Source organism: Micromonospora sp. WMMD812, assembly GCF_027497215.1.
Lineage (GTDB): Bacteria > Actinomycetota > Actinomycetes > Mycobacteriales > Micromonosporaceae > Micromonospora.
Genome location: NZ_CP114904.1, coordinates 3,018,406 through 3,037,678, shown reverse-complemented (window position 1 = coordinate 3,037,678; position 19,273 = coordinate 3,018,406). Strand labels below are relative to the sequence as shown.

Here is a 19,273-nt window from a genome sequence, read left to right as displayed (position 1 = left end):
TACGCCGGAGGGCGTAAACCCCTTGATCATGCGGGGCCGGATACGGGTATCGTCCGGGACGATGTTCACCGGAACCGCGGTCTTCGACCTGCTGCTGCCGGGCGACTCCCGGTCGCTCAAGGCCAAGAGATCATACGTACGGCCGATCGTGGCGGCGCTGCGCCGCTTCGAGGTGTCGGCCGCCGAGGTGGGAGCGCTCGACCTGCACGGTCGGGCGGAGATAGCGGTGGCCGTGGTGGCCGCCGAGGCGTCGCACGTCCGTGAGGTGCTGGACTCCTGCGAGCGCCTGGTGGCCGGCCGGCCGGAGACCGAGCTGCTGTCGGTCCGGCGGCAGCTCTACGGCGCGGAGGACTGACACCGGAGCGCGGACGCGCCGGTGCCGGCGCCCGCACGGAGCGGTGGCGCCACCGGCGGCGACGCGCGCCCGGCGGGGCCGCGCGGGTAGTGTTCGAAATGTTGGCCGGTCGGGGTCCGGCGGCGCCCGCGCCGCCTGGTCCGGCCGGGAACGGGACACCGTGGAGGTGGCGGAGATGACGGATCCGGCCAAGGTACGCCGGCACGCGGAGCGGGTGCGGGAACTGGTCGCGTCGGTGGTGCGGAGCCAGATCAAGGACCCGCGGCTCGGCATGATCACCATCACTGACGCCCGGATCACCGCCGACCTGCGCGACGCCACGGTCTTCTACACCGTGCTCGGTGACGCGGCGGCCCAGGCCGGCACGGCCGCCGCCCTGGAGAGCGCCAAGGGCATGCTGCGCAGCACGGTGGGCAAGGCCCTCGGGCTCCGCCACTCACCGACGTTGACCTTCGTCCTCGACGACGTGCAGGACCAGGTCAAGCACATCGACGACCTGCTCGCCGCCGCCCGGAACGCGGACGCCGAGGTGCAGCGGCTGGCCGCCAAGGCCCAGTACGCCGGGGAAGCGCAGCCGTACCGGCTCGACGAGGACGAGGACGCCGACGCCGAGGCGGCCGCCGAGGACGACAACCCGCCCGCCGGCGGGGACCGGCGGTGACCGGGCCGGGTGGCCCCGCGGGTGCCGTCGTCGAGGCGGCGCCGGTGGACGCGGGCCCGGAGGCCGCCGACTGGGCGGCTGCCGAGGCGGCGCTCCGCGAGCTTCCGGCCGACGGCCGGGTGCTGCTGATCTGCCACGTCAACCCGGACGGGGACGCGCTGGGCAGCATGCTCGGCTTCGGGCTGGGCCTGCGTCGGCTCGGCGTACGCCGGATGCAGGCGACCTTCCCGGGGCCACCCGAGGTGCCCGAGCCGTTCCGCGGGTTGCCGGGGCTCGACCTGCTGGTGCCGGCGGTCGACGCGTACCCGGACCCGGACCTGGTGATCTGCTTCGACGCGGCGAGCGAGTCGCGCCTCGGTGAGCTGGTCGACCGCCTGGACACGGCCGGTGTGGCGTTGGTCCTCGACCACCACGCCTCGAACACCCGCTTCGGCGGGATCAACCTGGTCGATCCGCACGCCGCGGCCACCTCGGTGGTCGCCGAGCAGTTGCTGGCCCGGCTCGACGTGCCGCTCGACGCGGAGATCGCCGAGTGTCTCTACGTCGCGCTGACCACCGACACCGGCTCGTTCCGTTTCGAGGCGACCACCCCGGCGGTGCACCACATGGCCGCCCGGCTGCTCGCCACCGGCATCCGCCCGGGGGACATCTCCCGCCGAGTGTTCGACACCCGGCCGTTCGGGGCGGTCCGGCTCTTCGGCGAGGTGCTCGGCCGGGCTCGGCTGGAGCCGGCGGCGGCCGGCGGTCGGGGACTGGTCTGGACCTGGGCCACCCTGGACGACCTGGCCCGCCACGAGCAGCGGCCGTACGTGCTGGAGGCCCTCATCGACTCGGTGCGCTGCACGGCCGAGGCCGACGTGAGCTGCGTCCTCAAGCAGACCGCGCCCGACCAGTGGGCCGTCTCGATGCGCAGCAAGGGCGAGGTGGACGTCAGCCGGGTCGCGGTCGCGTTGGGCGGCGGTGGGCACCGGTTCGCCGCCGGGTTCACCGGGCGGGGCAGTGCCGAGGGGGTCGTCGACCAGATCCGGCGGCAACTCGACACGGCGCTGATCGCCGCCACCTGACCCCCGGCCCGGGATCAGGGTCAGCTCGGGGCGTCACCGGGCTTCCCGCGCGCGCTGAGTGCAGGGAGAATCACGGAATGGAGCAGCCCCGCGACCTCACCCTCGAGGCGCCCCGCGCCTGGGACCGTCCCGCCTTCTCCGTGCCCGTGCTGGTCTGCCTCTCGTTGGTGGGCGGCCGGTTCGTCTCGTTCTCCACGGAGGCCAATCTCTACACGCTCGGCACCGGCGGGGTGCTGATCTGGCTCGGTCTGAGCAACCGGGTGCCGCGTCGACCGGCCCCGGCTCGGCTGGGCGCCGGAGCCGCCTGGTGGGCGCTGCCCGTGGTGGTCTTCGGCGTCTTCGAGGGAGCCACCTTCGTGCTCTCGGTGGGCGACGAGTTCCCCACCTTCTCCCGGCTCGCCGACCCGTTGCTGGAGGACCAGTTGCTCCGGTCCACGGCCTGGTTCGCCTGGCTGGCCGCGTTCTGGGGGTTGGTGCGGCGATGATGCGAGTGCTCGCTATCGGTGGCTTCCTCACCGCGCTGGCGCTCTTCGCCGGCATCGAGTGGCTGGCCCGCCGGGAGGGGTCCCGGATCCCGACGCTCGGCGAGGTCTGTGCGTACGTCATGCGCTACGAGGTAGGCCCGGTGCCGGTGGGCCGGATCGGTCTCTTCGGCTTCTGGTGGTGGCTGGGCTGGCACTTCCTGGCCCGCTGACGTCGAGGGCCCGACTGTCCAGATCCCGGGAACGGCGCGCAGTGCGGCTGACTGAACGCTAACTTGGGAAAGGTCCGCGCCGCGCTGATCGGCGCAGGTCAAGGGGGTGGCGCCACACCCGGTGCCGCCTCCCTCCAGGGTCGACCGACCCGGGCTCACGCTGCCCAGCCGGCCGCTCCGGCAACCCCGGACCGCCGTAGGGGCGCCCAGCAGGACCGCCCGTGAGGGCCGCCGTCCGACGGTGGCTCGCACCCTGGAAGGGAGCACCGACGATGCCGAGCAAGCCCAAGCCCGAGTCCACTGACGACGCCCGCGAGCAGGCCCGCCGCGCGCTGCAGACGTCGATGGACACCCGGCAGTGACGCAGACCGCCCGGCGGTGACGCCGCCGACGCGCCGCGCCGACAGCGTCACCGCCCGTCCGGCGTCGACAGCCTGACCCGACTCCGCTTCCCGCCGGCCCCGACCGGGCAGTACGGTCGCCTGGTGCGCCGGATCCTGGTGGTCGGCAGCGCCGGTGCCGGCAAGACCACCCTCGCCCGCGAGATCGCCCGCCGGCTCGATCTCCCGCTGATCCACCTCGACCGGCACTTCTGGCAGCCCGGCTGGACCGCGCCCGACGAGGCGCGCTGGCGGGAGACCGTCACCCGGCTGGCGGCCCGACCGGCCTGGGTGATGGACGGCAACTACGGCGGCAGCCTCGACCTCCGCCTGCCCCGGGCCGACCTGCTCGTCTTCTGCGACCTGCCCCGACTGCTCTGCCTCGGTCGGGTGCTGCGCCGCCGCTGGGCCCACCGCGCGACGGCGCGCGACGACCTGCCCGCCGGCTGCGCGGAACAGATCGACCTCCAGTTCCTCTGGTACGTCTGGCGCTACCCGCGCCGTTCCCGGCCGCGCCTGCTCGCGTCGGTCGCGTCCGCCCCGGAAGTGCCCGTGGTGCGGCTGCGCAGTCGCGCCGCGGTGCGTCGCTGGCTCGACTCACTCCCCACCGCCCCACGCTGAGCCGGCGAGCGGTGTCGTGCCGCAGAAGATCGACACCGAGGTGGGCGACCTGGCGTTGCGCCACGCCCCAGGACACCGCGATATCGGCGATCTGGAGTGGATCAACGTCGGTCCCCGCCTTCGCCCGCCTCCTGTTCCTCGACCCGGCCGCCGCCACCCGCGGTCGACACCTTCCCCTGTCACGCCGGACGGTCGATGCGTAAGTCATCACCCGTCTTGCGCCCCTTACTGAGGTCGTGCCAGGATCGGCGGCGATGAGCCAGCCAACCGCCACCGACACCGCCACCACCGCCCGCGCCGCCGCCACGCCGCGACGCATCGCCGCGCTCGCCCTGCCGGCGCTCGTCGTGCTCGCCGCCGAGCCGCTCTACGTGCTGGTCGACACCGCCGTGGTCGGCCACCTCGGCCGGGTGCCGCTGGCCGCGCTCGCCGTCGGCGGCACGGTCATGACGCTCACCGCCTGGCTCGGCACCGTGGTGGCGTACGGCACCACCGGGCGCTCGGCCCGCCGGTTCGGCGCGGGGGACCGGGCGGCCGCCGTCGCCGAGGGCGTGCAGGCGTCCTGGCTGGCGTTCGGCGTCGGGCTGCTGGTCGCGCTCGCCATGCAGGTCGGCGGCGGGGCGCTCGCGCGTACGCTCGTCGGCGGCCCCGGTGAGGTGGCCGACGCCGCGGCGCAGTGGCTGCGGATCGCGTCGCTCGGCGCCCCCGGGCTGCTGCTCGCCGCCGCGGGCAACGGCTGGCTGCGCGGAATCCAGGACACCCGCCGCCCGCTGCTCTTCGTGCTGGGGCCGAACCTGCTCTCCGCGGTGCTCTGCCCCGTGCTGGTCTACCCCCTCGGGCTCGGCCTGACCGGTTCGGCGGTGGCCAACGCGGTCGCCCAGACGCTCGGCGGCGGGCTGTTCGCCGCCGCGCTGGTGGCCGAACGCGTCCCGCTGCGGCCGCGGCCCCGGCTGATCCGCCAGCAGTTGGTGCTCAGCCGCGACCTGCTGATCCGTGGAGCGGCGTTCCAGGCGAGCTTCCTGTCGGCGACCGCCGTGGCGGCCCGCTTCGGCGCGGCGGCGGTCGGCGCCCACCAGATCGCCCTGCAACTGTGGTTCTTCACCGCGCTGGTGCTCGACGCGCTCGCCATCGCCGCGCAGTCGCTGGTCGGCGCCGCGCTCGGTGCCGGCGACGAGGCCGGGGCGCGCTCGCTGGCCCGCCGGATCGGGCTGCTCGGCGGCGTGTGCGGCGTCGCGTTCGCGGTGCTGATCGCCGCCGGCGCCGGGGTGGTGCCGGCCTGGTTCAGCTCCGACCCACAGGTCCGCGACCAGGCCATGGTGGCCTGGCCCTGGTTCGTGGCGATGCAGCCGCTGGCCGGGGTGGTCTTCGCCCTGGACGGCGTGTTGATCGGCGCGGGTGACGTCCGCTACCTGCGCAACCTCACCGTCGTGGCGGCGCTGGGCGGGTTCCTGCCGGCGATCTGGCTGGCGTACGGGCTCGACCTCGGGCTGGGCGGCATCTGGGCCGGCCTCACCCTGTTCGTGGTGCTCCGGTTGGTCGCGCTGCTCCTGCGGCTGCGCTCGGGACGGTGGGCGGTGGTGGGGGCGGTCCGCTGAGCGGCGGCCTCAGCACTCCTCGCCGTCGCCCGGACGCCAGTCCGGCTGGTACACGTCGCCGGTCGGACCGGGGGTGGGGATGCCGAGCCGGTCCTTCTTCTCCAGCGCCAGGTAGCCGCGCCTGATCGCGGCGCAGTCGGCGTTCTGGACGGTGCTCGCTGCCTCCGCCACCCAGAGGCCTCGGGAGGCCGGCAGGACGTCGTCGGGATGCGGCAGGTGCCAGACGACCCGGTCGCGGATCGTGACCAGCTCCGTCCCCGGCGGATACTTCTGTGCCTGCCAGAGGTCGAAGGAGTAGACCCAGAGGAAGCTCGTGGTGATCTCGACGACCCGGAAGCCGTCGGCGTCGGTGGTCGCGCGGAAGCTGACCGTCCCCTTGGCCCGGACGCCGTCGTCCCGTACCCATCCCGGGTTGGCGTCGGGGTCGATCCGAGTCGCGTAGTTGAGAGAGGCGCCGTCGGCCAGGTCGGCGCGAACTTCGTCGCGGTTGTCCTCGGCGAGCAGGGCGAGGAACGGTCCGGGTTCGTCGGCTGCCACCATCGACGGGGCGAGCCGCGCCGCGACCAGCGCCTGACGCACCTGGTCCAGCGCGTTCGCGACCTGCTTCGCGGTGAACGGCCCGGCGGCTGTGGCTGCGGGCAGTTCGATGGCGTCCGCGCCCGCGGCGAAGGACTCCGCCGGAGTCCCGACGTACACCCCCAGCGAGTTGCCGCTGGCGTCGGTCGGCCGCGCGGCGGCGGTCCGGTCGCGGCGCGGCAGCAGTGGCTCGCCGTCGTGCACCCGCTGGCGGAAGGTCATCCCGCTCACCGCCAGCACCACCACCAGGCCGAGGGCCACGATGCCGCCGATCCCGCCGAGCACCTTCCCGCCGTGCTCCTCCCACACCAGTCTGAGCCGCTCCGAGCCGGTCGGCGGATGCTCCGTCCGCGGCTCGCGCATCCAGTCGGGGATCCGGACGGGCGGTTCCCCGGCGGCGTCGGAGACGGAGTTCGGGGCGGGGGTGGCTGCCGGTGCGGACGGATCGGTGGTGGTCATCCAGTTTCCAGAGCTCGGGCGGCGAGGGGGCGCATGATCATCTCACCGGGCCCGCCTCCGCGCTGACCGAGACGGCCGGCGGCGGGCGTTCCCACCGGTCCGGCCGATCCCGCACCCGCCGATCACCCGATCTCCGGCACGGATGCCCGGCCGTGGCGGCCCCCGTGAGGACGTCTGGCAGGCTTGGGTGTCGTGAGCACAGACGGTCTGATCGTGGTCGACAAGCCCGGCGGCATGACGTCGCACGACGTGGTGGCGCGGATCCGCCGGCTGGCCCGGACCCGTCGGGTGGGCCACGGCGGCACCCTCGATCCGATGGCCACCGGGGTGCTGGTGATCGGGGTGGGTCGGGCCACCCGGCTGCTGACGTACGTCATCGGCGCGGGCAAGAGCTACACCGCCACGATCCGGCTCGGCCAGGCCACCGTCACCGACGACGCCGAGGGCGACGTGATCGCCACCACCCCGGCCGGCGAGGTCGCCGACGCCGCGATCCGGGACGCCCTCGCGGCGCTGACGGGCGAGATCGACCAGGTGCCGAGCGCGGTCAGCGCCATCAAGATCAACGGAGAGCGGGCGTACAAGCGGGTGCGCGAGGGAGAGAGCGTCGAGCTTCCGGCCCGCCGGGTCACCGTCTCCCGCCTGGAGCTGCTCGCCGTCCGGCGCGACCAGCCCGACGTGGTCGACGTGGACGTCGACGTGACCTGCTCCTCCGGCACGTACATCCGGGCGATCGCCCGGGACGCCGGTCTCGCCCTCGGCGTGGGCGGGCACCTGACCGCGCTGCGGCGTACGGCGGTGGGTGGCTTCACCCTCGCGGAGGCGGCGACCCTCGACGAGCTGGAGCAGCGCGCGCCCGAGGTGGTGACGTTGCCGCTCGCGGCGGCGGCCGACCGGTTCTTCCCGCGCCGCGACGCCACCGCCGCCGAGACGACGGTGCTCTCGCACGGAGGGCCGCTGGAGGCGACCGGCATCACAGGGCCGTACGCCGTCTTCGATCCGGCCGGGGGCCTGGTCGCTATCGTCAGCGAGCGGGACGGCCGCGCCCGGGCGGAGATCGTGCTCGCGCCGGCCTGACGGCGGTGCCGGGGCCCGGCGGGTGGTCACGGGGCCGGACCGGCGTGGTGCCGGCCGGGGAGCAGGGGAGGAGCGGCATGCAGCGGTGGCGGGGGTACGACGCGGCGCCCGGTGGCTGGGGGCGGTCGGTCGTGACCATCGGCGTCTTCGACGGCGTGCACAAGGGGCACCAGGCCACCATCGGCCACGCGGTGGCCCGGGCCCGGGAGCTGGGCGTGCAGTCGGTGGTCGTCACGTTCGACCCGCACCCGGCCGAGGTGGTCCGCCCCGGTTCGCACCCGGCGGTGCTCACCGAGCCGGCCCGCAAGGCCGAGCTGATCGAGGCGCTCGGCGTCGACGTGCTCTGCGTCGTGCCGTTCACCCCCGAGTTCTCCCGGCTGCCGGCCGAGGCGTTCGTGCACGACGTGCTGGTCGAGCACCTGCACGCCGCGCTGGTCGTGGTGGGGGACAACTTCCGCTTCGGGCACAAGGCAGCCGGTGACGTGGCGCTGCTGGAGCGGCTGGGCCGGACCTTCGGCTTCGGGGTCGAGGGCGCCCCGCTGGTGGCCGCCGACGGCACGGTCTTCTCCTCCACCTACATCCGCTCCTGCGTCGACGCGGGGGACGTGGGCGCGGCGGCGGCCGCGCTGGGCCGGCCGCACCGGGTGGAGGGTGTGGTGGTCCGGGGCGACCAGCGCGGACGTGAGCTGGGCTTCCCCACCGCCAACCTGCTCTGCCACCGGTACGCGGCGATCCCCGCCGACGGCGTGTACGCCGCCCGGCTGGTCCGTCGCGGCCAGCGCGAGCCGCTGATGGCGGCCGTGTCGGTAGGCACCAACCCGACCTTCTCCGGCCGGGAGCGGCGGGTCGAGGCGTACGCCCTCGACTTCGACGGCGACCTCTACGGTGAGCGACTGGCGCTGGACTTCGTGGCGCACCTGCGGGGTCAGGTCCGGTACGACTCGGTCGAGCCGCTGATCGCGCAGATCCGCGAGGACGTGGAGCGGACCCGGCGCGCGCTCGGCTGACCATCGCCGGTGCGCCGCCGCCGGTCGCGGCCGCCTCGGGCGCGCTCCCACGGGTGACGCCCGCCGCACCGGCGGGCCGGTCGGGAGGTCGCGTCGGGCGGCGCGAACCCGGCGCGCGGCCCTTGACCGGGCACTCCCGCTGACAACTGATAGTCTGGCGGGGACGTCGGATGACCGACGTGGGGCCTCGCGTGCCTGCTCGACGCCGCGGGTGCGAGGTACCGGTCCGACTCCGGTCCACCGGACGGGATGACGGACACCAGTGATCAACCCACCGAAACAGGGAGAACATGGCGCTCGACCAGGAAGCAAAGGCCAAGATCCGCGCGGAGTACGCGACCGCCGAGGGCGACACCGGTTCGCCGGAGGTGCAGGTCGCGGTCCTCACCAAGCGGATCGCCGAGCTCACCGAGCACCTGAAGGTGCACAAGCACGACCACCACAGCCGCCGTGGGCTGCTGCTGCTGGTCGGCCGTCGCCGTCGGCTGCTCAACTACGTCCAGAAGAAGGACATCAACCGCTACCGGTCGCTCATCGAGCGGCTCGGTCTGCGCCGGTGACGTGACGGGGGAGCGACCCGACCGGGTCGCTCCCCCGTTCCGCACCACAGAAGAACAGGGCCGCTCGACCATTCGAGAGGGAGCCGGTCAGCGCACCGGTCTCCGGTAGTGGCCCCCGGGCACCCCGGCAACTCGCCGGCCACCCGGGCGCTTCGATCGAAGACCGGCCGTCTGGGCAGCTCCCGTGTCGTGGGCCCCCGACGCGAAGGAGCACAACCGCACCATGACCGAGACCAACCTCGGCACCGAATCCCGCACCGCCGTGATCGACAACGGGTCCTTCGGCACCCGTGAGATCACCTTCTCCACCGGTCGGCTGGCCCGTCAGGCCGCCGGCTCCGTCATCGCCCAGCTCGGCGAGACCGTCGTCCTCTCCGCCACCACCGCCAGTAAGCAGCCGCGGGAGTCGTTCGACTTCTTCCCGCTGACCGTGGACGTGGAGGAGCGGATGTACGCCGCGGGCCGGATCCCCGGCTCGTTCTTCCGCCGTGAGGGCCGGCCGAGCGAGGACGCGATCCTCACCTGCCGCCTGATCGACCGGCCGCTGCGCCCGTCCTTCGTCAAGGGCCTGCGCAACGAGGTCCAGGTCGTCGAGACCGTCCTCGCGCTCGACCCGCAGCACCCGTACGACGTGGTGGCGATCAACGCCGCGTCGATGTCGACCAAGCTGTCCGGCCTGCCGTTCTCCGGCCCGATCGGCGCAACCCGCATGGCGCACGTCGACGGCCAGTGGGTCGCCTTCCCGACGCACGAGGAGCTGGCCCGCGCCACCTTCGACATGGTGGTGGCCGGCCGCGCGCTGCCGGACGGCGACGTCGCGATCATGATGGTCGAGGCCGAGGCCACCGAGCACACCGTGGCGCTGGTCGCCGGCGGTGCCCCCGCCCCGACCGAGGAGGTCGTGGCCAGCGGCCTGGAGGCCGCGAAGCCCGCCATCCGCGAGCTGTGCCGGGCGCAGAGCGAGCTGGCCGACGTGGCCGCCAAGCCGGTCGCCGAGTTCCCGGTCTTCCTCGACTACGCCGACGACGCCTACGACGCGGTGGCCGACCTGGCCCGGGCTGACGTGGCCGAGGCCCTGAAGATCGCCGGCAAGGCGGACCGCGAGGAGGCGCTGGACCGGGTGAAGGCCCGGGTCGCCGAGGAGCTCGGCCCGCGCTTCGAGGGCCGGGAGAAGGAGCTCAGCGCCGCGTTCCGGTCGCTGACCAAGTCCGAGGTCCGCAGCCGGGTGCTGCGCGAGCAGGTCCGCATCGACGGCCGTGGCCCGCGTGACATCCGTCCGCTGACCGCCGAGGTCGGCGTGCTGCCGCGGGTGCACGGCTCGGCGCTGTTCGAGCGGGGGGAGACCCAGATCCTGGGCGTCACCACGCTGAACATGCTGCGCATGGAGCAGTCGCTGGACACCCTCTCCCCGGAGAAGTCCAAGCGCTACATGCACAACTACAACTTCCCGCCGTACTCGACCGGTGAGACCGGCCGGGTCGGTTCGCCGAAGCGGCGCGAGATCGGCCACGGCGCGCTCGCCGAGCGGGCCCTGATCCCGGTGCTGCCCTCGCGCGAAGAGTTCCCGTACGCCATCCGGCAGGTCTCCGAGGCGCTCGGCTCCAACGGCTCCACCTCGATGGGTTCGGTCTGCGCCTCGACGCTGGGCCTGCTCTCCGCCGGTGTGCCGCTGAAGGCGCCGGTCGCCGGCATCGCCATGGGCCTCATCTCCGACGAGGTCGACGGCAAGACCCAGTACGTGACGCTGACCGACATCCTCGGCGCCGAGGACGCGTTCGGTGACATGGACTTCAAGGTCGCCGGCACCCGGGACTTCGTCACCGCGCTCCAGCTCGACACCAAGCTCGACGGCATCCCGTCAGACGTGCTGGCCGGTGCACTCCAGCAGGCCCACGAGGCCCGGCAGACGATCCTCGACGTGATGCAGTCGGCGATCGAGGGCCCGGCCACGATGAGCGACTACGCGCCGCGGGTCACCACCGTCAAGATCCCGGTGGACAAGATCGGCATGGTGATCGGCCCGAAGGGCCAGACCATCAACGCGATCCAGGACGAGACCGGCGCCGAGATCTCCATCGAGGACGACGGCACGATCTACGTCGGCGCGACCAACGGCCCGTCGGCCCAGGCCGCGGTGGAGCGGATCAACGCGATCGCCAACCCGACCCTGCCGAAGGTCGGCGACCGGTTCCTGGGCACGGTGGTCAAGACCGCCGCGTTCGGCGCGTTCATCTCGCTGCTGCCCGGCCGGGACGGCCTGCTGCACATCTCGAAGGTCGGCGACGGCAAGCGGGTCGAGAAGGTCGAGGACTTCCTCAACGTGGGCGACCGCGTCGAGGTGGAGATCGCCGACATCGACCAGCGCGGCAAGATCTACCTGGACAAGGTCCGCCCGGAGGGCGCCGAGGCGCCGGCCGCCGCGGAGGGCGAGGGCGGCGAGCGCCCGGCCGGCCGCGACCGTGGCGACCGGGGTCCGCGCGACCGGGGTGACCGGGAGCGTGGCGGCCGGAGCCCGGAGCGTGGCGACCGTGGCCAGGGCGGCGGCGAGGGTGGCGAGGGCGGCGAGCGTCCGCGCCGCCGGACCCGGCACTCCTGACCGTCCTCGCACCGCAGCACCACCATCACCCCTCGTCGATCTGGGAGCAACACGTGAGTCGGGCCGCTCGTGCGCCGTTTCCGCCGGATCGACGGGGGGTGGTGTCGTTCCCGGGCGGGGCGACCCGGTCCCGAGCCGCCGACCAGGCTGCCGGCGGCGGCCGGGCGGTGACCCGGACGATCAGCGACGACCCGCTGGGCGGCACGGTACGACGTACCGTGCTGCCCAGCGGTCTGCGCGTGCTCACCGAGGCGATCCCCACGATGCGCAGCGTGTCGTTCGGCATCTGGGTATCGGTCGGCTCCCGGGACGAGACCGGCCCGCAGTCCGGCGCCGCGCACTTCCTGGAGCACCTGCTCTTCAAGGGCACCCGCAAGCGCGGCGCGCTGGAGATCTCCTCGGCGATCGAGGCGGTGGGCGGCGAGACGAACGCCTTCACCACCAAGGAGTACACCTGCTACTACGCCCGCGTGCTGGACGAGGACCTGCCGCTGGCGATCGACGTGATGTGCGACCTGGTCGCCGACTCCGTACTGGAGCCGGCGGACGTGGAGACCGAGCGGGGCGTGATCCTCGAGGAGATCGCCATGCACGACGACGAGCCCGGTGACGAGGTGCACGACCTCTTCGCCCGGGCCGTCTACGGCGACCACCCGCTGGGCCGACTGATCTCCGGCACCGAGGAGACGGTCACCCCGATGACCCGCGGGCAGATCCAGGGCTTCTACCGCCGCAACTACACCGCCCCGCAGATCGTCATTGCCGCCGCCGGGAACCTCGACCACGCGGTGGTGGTCAAGCTGGTCCGGCAGGCCTTGCAGGGCACCCCGCTGGACACCGACCCGGCCACGCCGGCGCCGCACCGTCCGGCCGCTCCGGCCGTACGCACTCGGCCGGCGACGACCCTGGTCGAGCCGAAGGAGACCGAGCAGGCGCACGTCATCCTCGGCTGCCCCGCCATCGACCGGACCGACGAGCGCCGCTTCGCCCTCGGCGTGCTCAACAACGTGCTCGGCGGCGGCATGTCCAGCCGGCTGTTCCAGGAGATCCGGGAGCAGCGCGGCCTGGCCTACTCCGTCTACTCCTACGCCAGCCAGTACGCCGACACCGGGCTCTTCGCCGTCTACGCGGGCTGCGCCCCGGGCAAGGTGGACGAGGTGCTCGAGCTGACCCGCGCCGAGCTGGCCCGGGTGGCCGCCGACGGGCTGACCGAGGCGGAGATCGTCCGGGGCAAGGGCATGTCGAAGGGGTCGTTCGTGCTGGGCCTGGAGGACACCGGCTCGCGGATGAGCCGGCTGGCCAAGGGCGAGCTGCTCTACGGCGACCTGATGCCGGTGGACGAGCTGCTGGCCCGGGTCGACGCGGTGACCGTCGAGGACGTGAACGCCCTCGCCGCCGAACTGCTGGGCCGCCCGATGTCGCTGGCCGTGGTCGGCCCGTTCGGCGCCGGCGACTTCACCACACCCTGACCCCGCCGCCGCCCCCGCCCTCGCCCGCTCCCTCGGCGTCGATCATGCACGTGTGGTGCCGGTTTCACTCGTATCTGAACCTTCTGTCACCCACCACAACTGCATGATCGACGGGCGCTGCGGAGCGCGGCCCGGGGGGCAGGCCCGGTGTGGGAGGAGGCAGGTCCCGTGGGGTGGGGCCGTCCTGATTGGGATAGGTTGTGCCCCGTGAGTGACGAGCAGGAGAGAAACCCGGTCGAGCCGCTGCGGGTGGGCGTGCTCGGTGCCCGGGGCCGGATGGGCGTCGAGGTGTGCAAGACGGTCGACGCGGCGTCCGACCTGGAGCTGGTGGCGATGATCGACCAGGGCGACGGCCTGTTCGCGGCCTCCGACGCCGGCGCCGAGGTGGTCGTGGACTTCACCACCCCGGACGTCGTCATGGACAATCTGCACTGGTGCATCGACCAGGGCATCAGCGTGGTGGTCGGCACCACCGGGTTCACCGAGCAGCGGCTGGAGCGGGTACGTGGCTGGCTCGCCCGCAAGCCCGGCGTCGGGGTGGTGATCGCGCCGAACTTCGGCATCGGCGCGGTGCTGATGATGCAGTTCGCCGCCCGGGCGGCCCGGCACTTCGAGTCGGTCGAGATCATCGAGCAGCACCACCCCCGCAAGCTCGACGCGCCGAGCGGCACCGCGACGCACACCGCCCGGCAGATCGCCCGGGCCCGCGCCGAGGCCGGGCTCGGTCCGGTTCCGGACGCGACGAAGGACGAGGTGCCGGGCGCCCGGGGCGCCGAGATCGACGGGGTACGCGTGCACGCGGTGCGGGCCACCGGGCTCGTCGCGCACCAGGAGGTGCTCTTCGGTACCACCGGCGAGACGCTGACGATCCGGCATGACTCGTACGACCGGGCCTCGTTCATGCCCGGTGTGCTGCTGGCCGTCCGCGAGGTGCGCAACCGGCCCGGTCTCACCGTGGGCCTCGACGCGCTGCTCGACTGAGCGGGAAAGTCCGTCGCCCGCGCACCGGGCAGCTCCTAGGCTGCCTCGGTGATCGATGCTGGACACCACGACAAGGCCGGACGCCCCATCACCCTGCGCTCGGTGGACGACGACAACTGGCGGGCGGTGGCCGACGTCGCGCCGCGCGACGACCAGCGGGCCTGGGTGCCCGCGCTGGCCGCCCGCTACCTGCTGCTGACCAGCCGCGGCGACGTGTGGACCTCGCTCGCGGTGTACGCCGACGAGACGGTCGTCGGGCACGTCATGTGGGGCGTGGACGACGACGGGTCGCACTGGATCGGCGGCATGATGATCGACGCGGCGGCCCAGGGGCGGGGGATCGGCGCGGCGACGGTGTCGACGTTGGCCGGCTGGCTGGCCGCCCGGGACGGGCATCCGCCGGTCCGGCTGTCGTACCACCCGGACAACACCGCGGCCGCGGCCCTCTACACCGCCCTGGGCTTCCACCCCACCGGCGACATGGAGGACGACGAGATCGTCGCCGAACTCACCACCCGCTGACCCACCCGGTGATCATGGAGTTGTTGCCGCGACACGCCGAGACGGACGGCAACAACTTCATGATCAACCTCGCTCAGGCGGGCGGGGTCAGGCCTGGGTGGGCAGGTCGGTCGGGGTGGGGCGTTGGGTGGGGACGGTCGCCCGGGTGGGTGCGGGGTCGACGGTGACCGTCAGCCCGGCGGGCAGGCCGGTGACGGTGGGGTGGCCGGCGCGGTCGACCGTCACGGCGACCGGGGCGCCGGCCACCGTGAGGCGGTCGACGGCCAGCGCGCCGAGCTCCGGGCCGGCCAGCGGAGCGAGCCGCACCGTGCCGCCCGGCACGTCGGGGTAGAGCCCGGTGGCGGCCTGGAGCAGCAGCACCGCGCCGGCCGCGGCCCAGGCCTGCGGTCGGCACGCCGCCGGATAGGGCACCGGCCGGCCGACCGACCGGTCGTCCCCGCCGTACAGCTCGGGCAGCCGGTAGTCGAACGCCTCGGCCGCGCCGAGCAGCCCGTCGGCGAGGCCCAGCGCGGCGTCCCGGAAGCCGGCCCGGGCCAGCCGGGCGAGCACGATCGCGGTGTCGTGCGTCCAGATCGAGCCGCAGTGGTACGACAGCGGGCTGAAGCCGGCGTCGTCGGTGGACATGGTGCGCAGGCCGAACCCGCCGGCCAGCGCGTCGGTGCCGAGCAGCCGGGCCACCTGCGCCTCCTCCTCGCCGGAGAGCAGCCCGGTGCCGAGCAGATGGCCGATGTTGCTGGTCAGCGAGTCGACCGGCCGCTTGTCGCGGTCCAGGGCGAGCGCGGGCTGCGGACCGTGCGGCCCGTCCACCCAGAACGCGGCCCGGAACCGCCCGGCCAGCCGGTCGGCGTGGTCGCGCCAGCGGTCCCCGTCGGGCCGGCCGAACGCGTCGAGCAGGGCGGCGGCGTTCACCGCGGCCTCGTGCGCGTACCCCTGCACCTCGGCCAGCACGATCGGCGGCGCGGCCAGGGTGCCGTCGCGGAACCGGACCGCGTCGCCGGAGTCCTTCCAGCCCTGGTTGGCCAGGCCGTGCCCGGTGGTGTCGACGTACTCGACCAGCCCGTCGCCGTCGGCGTCGGCATGGTGGGCGAGCCAGCCCAGCGCGGCCTCCAGGTTGGGCAGGAGCGGCTCGATCTGCTCCGCCGGCAGTCCCCACCGCCACGCGTCGTGCAGCAGGTTGACCCAGAGCATGGTGGCGTCGACGGTGCCGTAGTACGCCGGGGGGAGTCGTAGCCCGTTGCCGGGCAGCGCGAACTGGTGGCGGCGGAGTTCGTGCAGGATCTTGCCGGGCGCCTCGCCGGTGGCCGGGTCGACCCGGGCGCCCTGCCGGCGGGCCAGCACCCGGAGCGTGCCGGCGGCCAGCTCGGTGCCGAGCGGCAGCAGCATCTGGGCGGCCCAGAGGCTGTCCCGCCCGAACAGGGTGAGGAACCAGGGCACCCCGGCGCCGAGGAACACGTCGTGCGGCGCGCCCGCCTCGGCCAGCCGCAGGCCGCGCAGGTCGTCGAGGCTGCGGTCGAGGAACCGGGTGAGCCGTCGGTCGTCCGCGCGCGAGGCGGGACGGGACCAGGCCGGCTCGCCCGGTGGGCAGACCACCACCGCCCGCGGGTCCTCGACGGCGAGCCGCCAGCGCAGCACCGCCGCGCCGCGGGTCGGCAGGTCGACCGGCCAGGTCAGGCGGGGGGCGCTGGCCCGCTCGCCGACGGCGTCGACCTCCGCGTCGTCGCCGGTCACGGTGACGGTGATGCCCTCGGCCGCCCACACCAGCTCGCCGGGTTGGCCGGCCTTGGCGGCCAGCGGCTCGGCGGAGCCCCCGGACTTGACCACCTCGATCGGCGCCAGGTCGCAGCCCAGCTCGACGCTCACCGTGGCTCGGACCGGCACCGAGGCGGTGGAGACGACCCGGATCTCCTCGGTGAGCCCGCCCGGCGTGACCCGGCGCAGCCGGTCGACGCGGACGGTCGGGTCGGGCGACGGGTCGCCGAGCCACCGGGCCAGCCCGACGAACCGGGCGCCGTGCGGGCCGTCGGTCACCCGGGTCAGCCCCTCCAGCTCCTGGCCGTCGATCAGCAGCTCGGCGCGGGAGAGCACCCGGGCGTCGGCGTGGAACACGCCCTGTACGCCGGCCGGGCGGATCTGCCCGGCCGCGTCCCCCAGCGCGCTGGTGGGGGCGAGGACGACCCCCACCAACTCGTGCAGCAGGGGTTGCAGAAGGCGTTCGGTCACGGCGGGGCTCCAGATCCTGTCGGGGCGGGACGGACGTCTTGACAACTCGTCCCGGGCGGTGCAAAGTGCGAAACATTCCGGAAACTTGAACGATCTAATCCTGCCGTATTCGGATTGGATCGTTCAAGATGGCGAGAGGGATTTTGTGGCCGAAAAGGTGACCATCGCGACGGTGGCCCGGCACGCCCGCGTGAGCCGCCAGACGGTGTCCAACGTGCTCAACGCCCCGCACATCGTGCGGGAGGAGACCCGGCAGCGGGTCCAGGAGGCGATCGACACCCTCGGCTACCGGGTCAGCCAGGCCGCACGGCAGATGCGCACCGGCCGCTCCCGGCTGATCGCCGTCCGGATCGAGCCGACGCGCGACGGGATCAACGGCTCGGTGCTCGACCGCTTCCTGCACGGCCTCACCGAGACCGCGGAGGCGAACGGCTACCGCACCATGCTCTACACCGCCGATGACGACCAGAGCGAGATCGCCGCCTACGACGACCTGCTCAGCGCCTACGACCTGGACGGTTTCGTGCTCACCGGCACCGACCACGGCGACCCCCGGACGGCCTGGCTGGCGGACCGCGGCGTCGCCTTCGTGACCTTCGGCCGGCCGTGGGACGACCCCGCGGCGCACCCGTGGGTCGACGTCGACGGCGCCGCCGGCACCGCGAAGGCCACCGCCCACCTGCTGGTGCGCGGCCACCGGCGGATCGGCTTCCTCGGCTGGCCGGCCGGCTCCGGTGTCGGCGACGACCGGCGCTCCGGTTGGCGCGAGACGCTGCGCTCGGCCGGGATCGACCCGACGGGGCTGGACCGGGCGACCGAGGACGGCATCGCCGAGGGCGAGCGGCTGATGCGTGACCTGCTCGTCGTGGCCGACCCGCCGACCGCCGTGGTGTGCGCCAGCGACTCCCTCGCGCTCGGCGCGATGCAGGCCGTCCGCGCGGCCGACCCGCCCGTCGCGGTGACCGGCTTCGACGACACCCCGGTCGCCGCCGCGGTCGGCCTGACCAGCGTCAGCCAACCGCTCGCCGAGGCCGCCGCCGGCTGCGTGGACCTGCTCACCGCGGTCCTCGACGGCGACCAGCGGACCCCGGCCCCCGTACTGCTTCAGCCCTCGCTGGTGCTCCGGCACACGGCGTAGTCCGTTTCCCCTTCCCCCACAGGAGAATCCGATGGCACCTCGAACCCTCACCCGGGCGGCGGTGGCCGGCCTCGCCGCCGTCGCACTGCTCGGCTTGGCGGCCTGCGGCAGCGGCTTCGACGAGTCGGGCGACACCGCGCAGTCCAGCGGTCCGGCCAACCTGCAGATCCTGATCGGCTCCTCCGGCGAGGCGGAGACCAAGGCGGTGCAGGACGCGGCGGCGAAGTGGGCGGGCAGCACCGGCAACACCGCCACGGTGACCCCCGCCCAGGACCTCACCCAGCAGCTCGGCCAGGGCCTGGCCGGCGGCACCCCGCCGGACGTCTTCTACGTCGACGCGACCCGGTTCGCCGACTACGCCAGCGTCGGCGCGCTCGAGCCGTACGGCGACAAGATCAGCAATACCGGCGACTTCTACGAGAGCCTGCGCACCACGTTCACCTACGACGGCAAGCTCTACTGCGCGCCGAAGGACTTCTCCACCCTCGCCCTCCAGATCAACACCGACCTGTGGGCGAAGGCCGGCCTGACCGACGCGGACGTGCCGACCACCTGGGACCAGCTCACCGCGACCGGCCAGAAGATCAAGGCCAAGGGGATGGTGGCGCTGGCGCTGGGCGACACCCGGGACCGGATCGGCGCCTTCATGGTGCAGAACGGCGGCTGGCTGATGAGCAAGGACGGCAAGCAGCCCACCGCCGACACCCCGGAGAACCTGGCCGCCCTCCAGTACGTCAAGGGCCTGCTCACCGACGGGCTGGCCAAGTACCCGAAGCAGCTGGACGCCGGCTGGTCCGGCGAGGCGTTCGGCAGGGGCAAGGCCGTGATGACCATCGAGGGCAACTGGATCAAGGGCGCCCTGCAGAACGACTTCCCGAACGTGAAGTACAAGGTCGTTCCGCTGCCCACCGGCGCCAAGGGGCAGGGCACGCTCTCCTTCACCCAATGCTGGGGCATCGCGGCGAAGTCGAAGTACAAGGACCAGGCGATCAAGTTCGTCGAGGCGATGACCAGCGGCGAGCAGCAGATGGCGTTCGCCACCGCGTTCGGCGTGATGCCGTCCCGCCAGTCGGTGCGCGAGCAGTACACCGCCGCCTTCCCGGCGGACAAGACCTTCATCGACGGCGTCGCGTACGCCCAGGGCCCGGTCAACGCCCCGAAGATGGACAGCGTCCTGCGGGACCTCGAGGCCGGCCTGCAGGGCCTGACCACCGGCGACCCGAAGACCATCCTGGCGAACTTCGACAAGAACGCCAAGGCGGCGCTCGGCGGCAGCTGAGGTGACGGCGGGGGCCCCG

18 protein-coding genes are annotated in these 19,273 nt (G+C 73.7%); 16 read left to right on the top strand and 2 right to left on the bottom strand.

Annotation, left to right across the window (positions count from 1 at the left end):
- The first annotated feature begins 61 nt into the window (after nucleotides 1-61).
- The 7 genes from O7603_RS13865 (at nucleotide 62) to O7603_RS13835 (ending at nucleotide 5,370) form a co-directional block, all read left to right on the top strand.
- Nucleotides 62-355 (top strand): DUF503 domain-containing protein, encoded by a 294-nt coding sequence (locus tag O7603_RS13865; RefSeq protein WP_281576118.1) that lies wholly within the window; start codon nucleotides 62-64, stop codon nucleotides 353-355.
- A gap of 175 nt (nucleotides 356-530) precedes the next feature.
- Nucleotides 531-1,016 (top strand): 30S ribosome-binding factor RbfA, encoded by a 486-nt coding sequence (gene rbfA, locus O7603_RS13860; protein WP_281576117.1) that lies wholly within the window; start codon nucleotides 531-533, stop codon nucleotides 1,014-1,016.
- 44 nt (nucleotides 1,017-1,060) lie between these two features.
- Entirely contained in the window at nucleotides 1,061-2,080 is a 1,020-nt protein-coding gene (locus O7603_RS13855; RefSeq protein ID WP_281576694.1) for a bifunctional oligoribonuclease/PAP phosphatase NrnA, read from the top strand.
- A gap of 77 nt (nucleotides 2,081-2,157) precedes the next feature.
- Nucleotides 2,158-2,565: a hypothetical protein gene (locus O7603_RS13850; protein WP_281576116.1), complete on the top strand. Its 408-nt coding sequence runs from the start codon at nucleotides 2,158-2,160 to the stop codon at nucleotides 2,563-2,565.
- The gene (locus tag O7603_RS13845) at nucleotides 2,565-2,774 is read left to right on the top strand and encodes a DUF6186 family protein (protein ID WP_281576693.1); all 210 of its coding nucleotides are present in this window, start codon (nucleotides 2,565-2,567) and stop codon (nucleotides 2,772-2,774) included. Before O7603_RS13850 ends, O7603_RS13845 begins: the two co-directional genes overlap by 1 nt.
- Nucleotides 2,775-3,259: 485 nt before the next feature.
- On the top strand, nucleotides 3,260-3,775 hold the full coding sequence (locus O7603_RS13840; RefSeq protein ID WP_281576115.1) for an AAA family ATPase: 516 nt from the start codon (nucleotides 3,260-3,262) through the stop codon (nucleotides 3,773-3,775).
- A 254-nt stretch (nucleotides 3,776-4,029) separates the two neighbouring features.
- A complete protein-coding gene (locus tag O7603_RS13835; RefSeq protein ID WP_281576114.1) occupies nucleotides 4,030-5,370 on the top strand; it encodes an MATE family efflux transporter in 1,341 nt (446 codons plus the stop codon).
- 9 nt (nucleotides 5,371-5,379) lie between these two features.
- Here O7603_RS13835 and O7603_RS13830 read toward each other — a convergent pair whose 3' ends face one another.
- Nucleotides 5,380-6,405: a hypothetical protein gene (locus O7603_RS13830; RefSeq protein WP_281576113.1), complete on the bottom strand. Its 1,026-nt coding sequence runs from the start codon at nucleotides 6,403-6,405 to the stop codon at nucleotides 5,380-5,382.
- A 192-nt stretch (nucleotides 6,406-6,597) separates the two neighbouring features.
- On the opposite strand from O7603_RS13830, the gene truB reads away from it, so the two are divergent.
- The 7 genes from truB to O7603_RS13795 all read left to right on the top strand — a co-directional run bounded on the left by truB (nucleotide 6,598) and on the right by O7603_RS13795 (nucleotide 14,617).
- Entirely contained in the window at nucleotides 6,598-7,482 is an 885-nt protein-coding gene (truB, locus tag O7603_RS13825) for a tRNA pseudouridine(55) synthase TruB (RefSeq protein ID WP_281576112.1), read from the top strand.
- A gap of 77 nt (nucleotides 7,483-7,559) precedes the next feature.
- A complete protein-coding gene (locus O7603_RS13820; protein WP_281576111.1) occupies nucleotides 7,560-8,489 on the top strand; it encodes a bifunctional riboflavin kinase/FAD synthetase in 930 nt (309 codons plus the stop codon).
- Between the two features lie 290 nt (nucleotides 8,490-8,779).
- Complete coding sequence (gene rpsO, locus O7603_RS13815; protein WP_043962418.1) at nucleotides 8,780-9,049, top strand: 30S ribosomal protein S15; 270 nt, start codon at nucleotides 8,780-8,782, stop codon at nucleotides 9,047-9,049.
- Between the two features lie 223 nt (nucleotides 9,050-9,272).
- Nucleotides 9,273-11,645, top strand: a complete 2,373-nt coding sequence (locus O7603_RS13810) for a polyribonucleotide nucleotidyltransferase (RefSeq protein WP_281576110.1) — start codon at nucleotides 9,273-9,275, stop codon at nucleotides 11,643-11,645.
- A gap of 53 nt (nucleotides 11,646-11,698) precedes the next feature.
- Nucleotides 11,699-13,114, top strand: coding sequence for a pitrilysin family protein (locus tag O7603_RS13805; protein ID WP_281576109.1), 1,416 nt, complete (start codon nucleotides 11,699-11,701; stop codon nucleotides 13,112-13,114).
- 207 nt (nucleotides 13,115-13,321) lie between these two features.
- On the top strand, nucleotides 13,322-14,095 hold the full coding sequence (gene dapB / locus O7603_RS13800) for a 4-hydroxy-tetrahydrodipicolinate reductase (protein ID WP_281576108.1): 774 nt from the start codon (nucleotides 13,322-13,324) through the stop codon (nucleotides 14,093-14,095).
- 48 nt (nucleotides 14,096-14,143) lie between these two features.
- Nucleotides 14,144-14,617 (top strand): GNAT family N-acetyltransferase, encoded by a 474-nt coding sequence (locus O7603_RS13795; RefSeq protein ID WP_281576107.1) that lies wholly within the window; start codon nucleotides 14,144-14,146, stop codon nucleotides 14,615-14,617.
- 87 nt (nucleotides 14,618-14,704) lie between these two features.
- On the opposite strand, the gene O7603_RS13790 is transcribed toward O7603_RS13795, so the two are convergent.
- Nucleotides 14,705-16,837: a glycogen debranching N-terminal domain-containing protein gene (locus O7603_RS13790; protein ID WP_281576106.1), complete on the bottom strand. Its 2,133-nt coding sequence runs from the start codon at nucleotides 16,835-16,837 to the stop codon at nucleotides 14,705-14,707.
- Nucleotides 16,838-16,982: 145 nt separating this feature from the next.
- Here O7603_RS13790 and O7603_RS13785 point away from each other — a divergent pair, with 145 nt between their 5' ends.
- The gene (locus O7603_RS13785) at nucleotides 16,983-17,975 is read left to right on the top strand and encodes a LacI family DNA-binding transcriptional regulator (protein WP_281576105.1); all 993 of its coding nucleotides are present in this window, start codon (nucleotides 16,983-16,985) and stop codon (nucleotides 17,973-17,975) included.
- Between the two features lie 31 nt (nucleotides 17,976-18,006).
- Nucleotides 18,007-19,254, top strand: coding sequence for an extracellular solute-binding protein (locus O7603_RS13780; protein WP_281576104.1), 1,248 nt, complete (start codon nucleotides 18,007-18,009; stop codon nucleotides 19,252-19,254).
- Nucleotides 19,255-19,273: the final 19 nt, after the last annotated feature.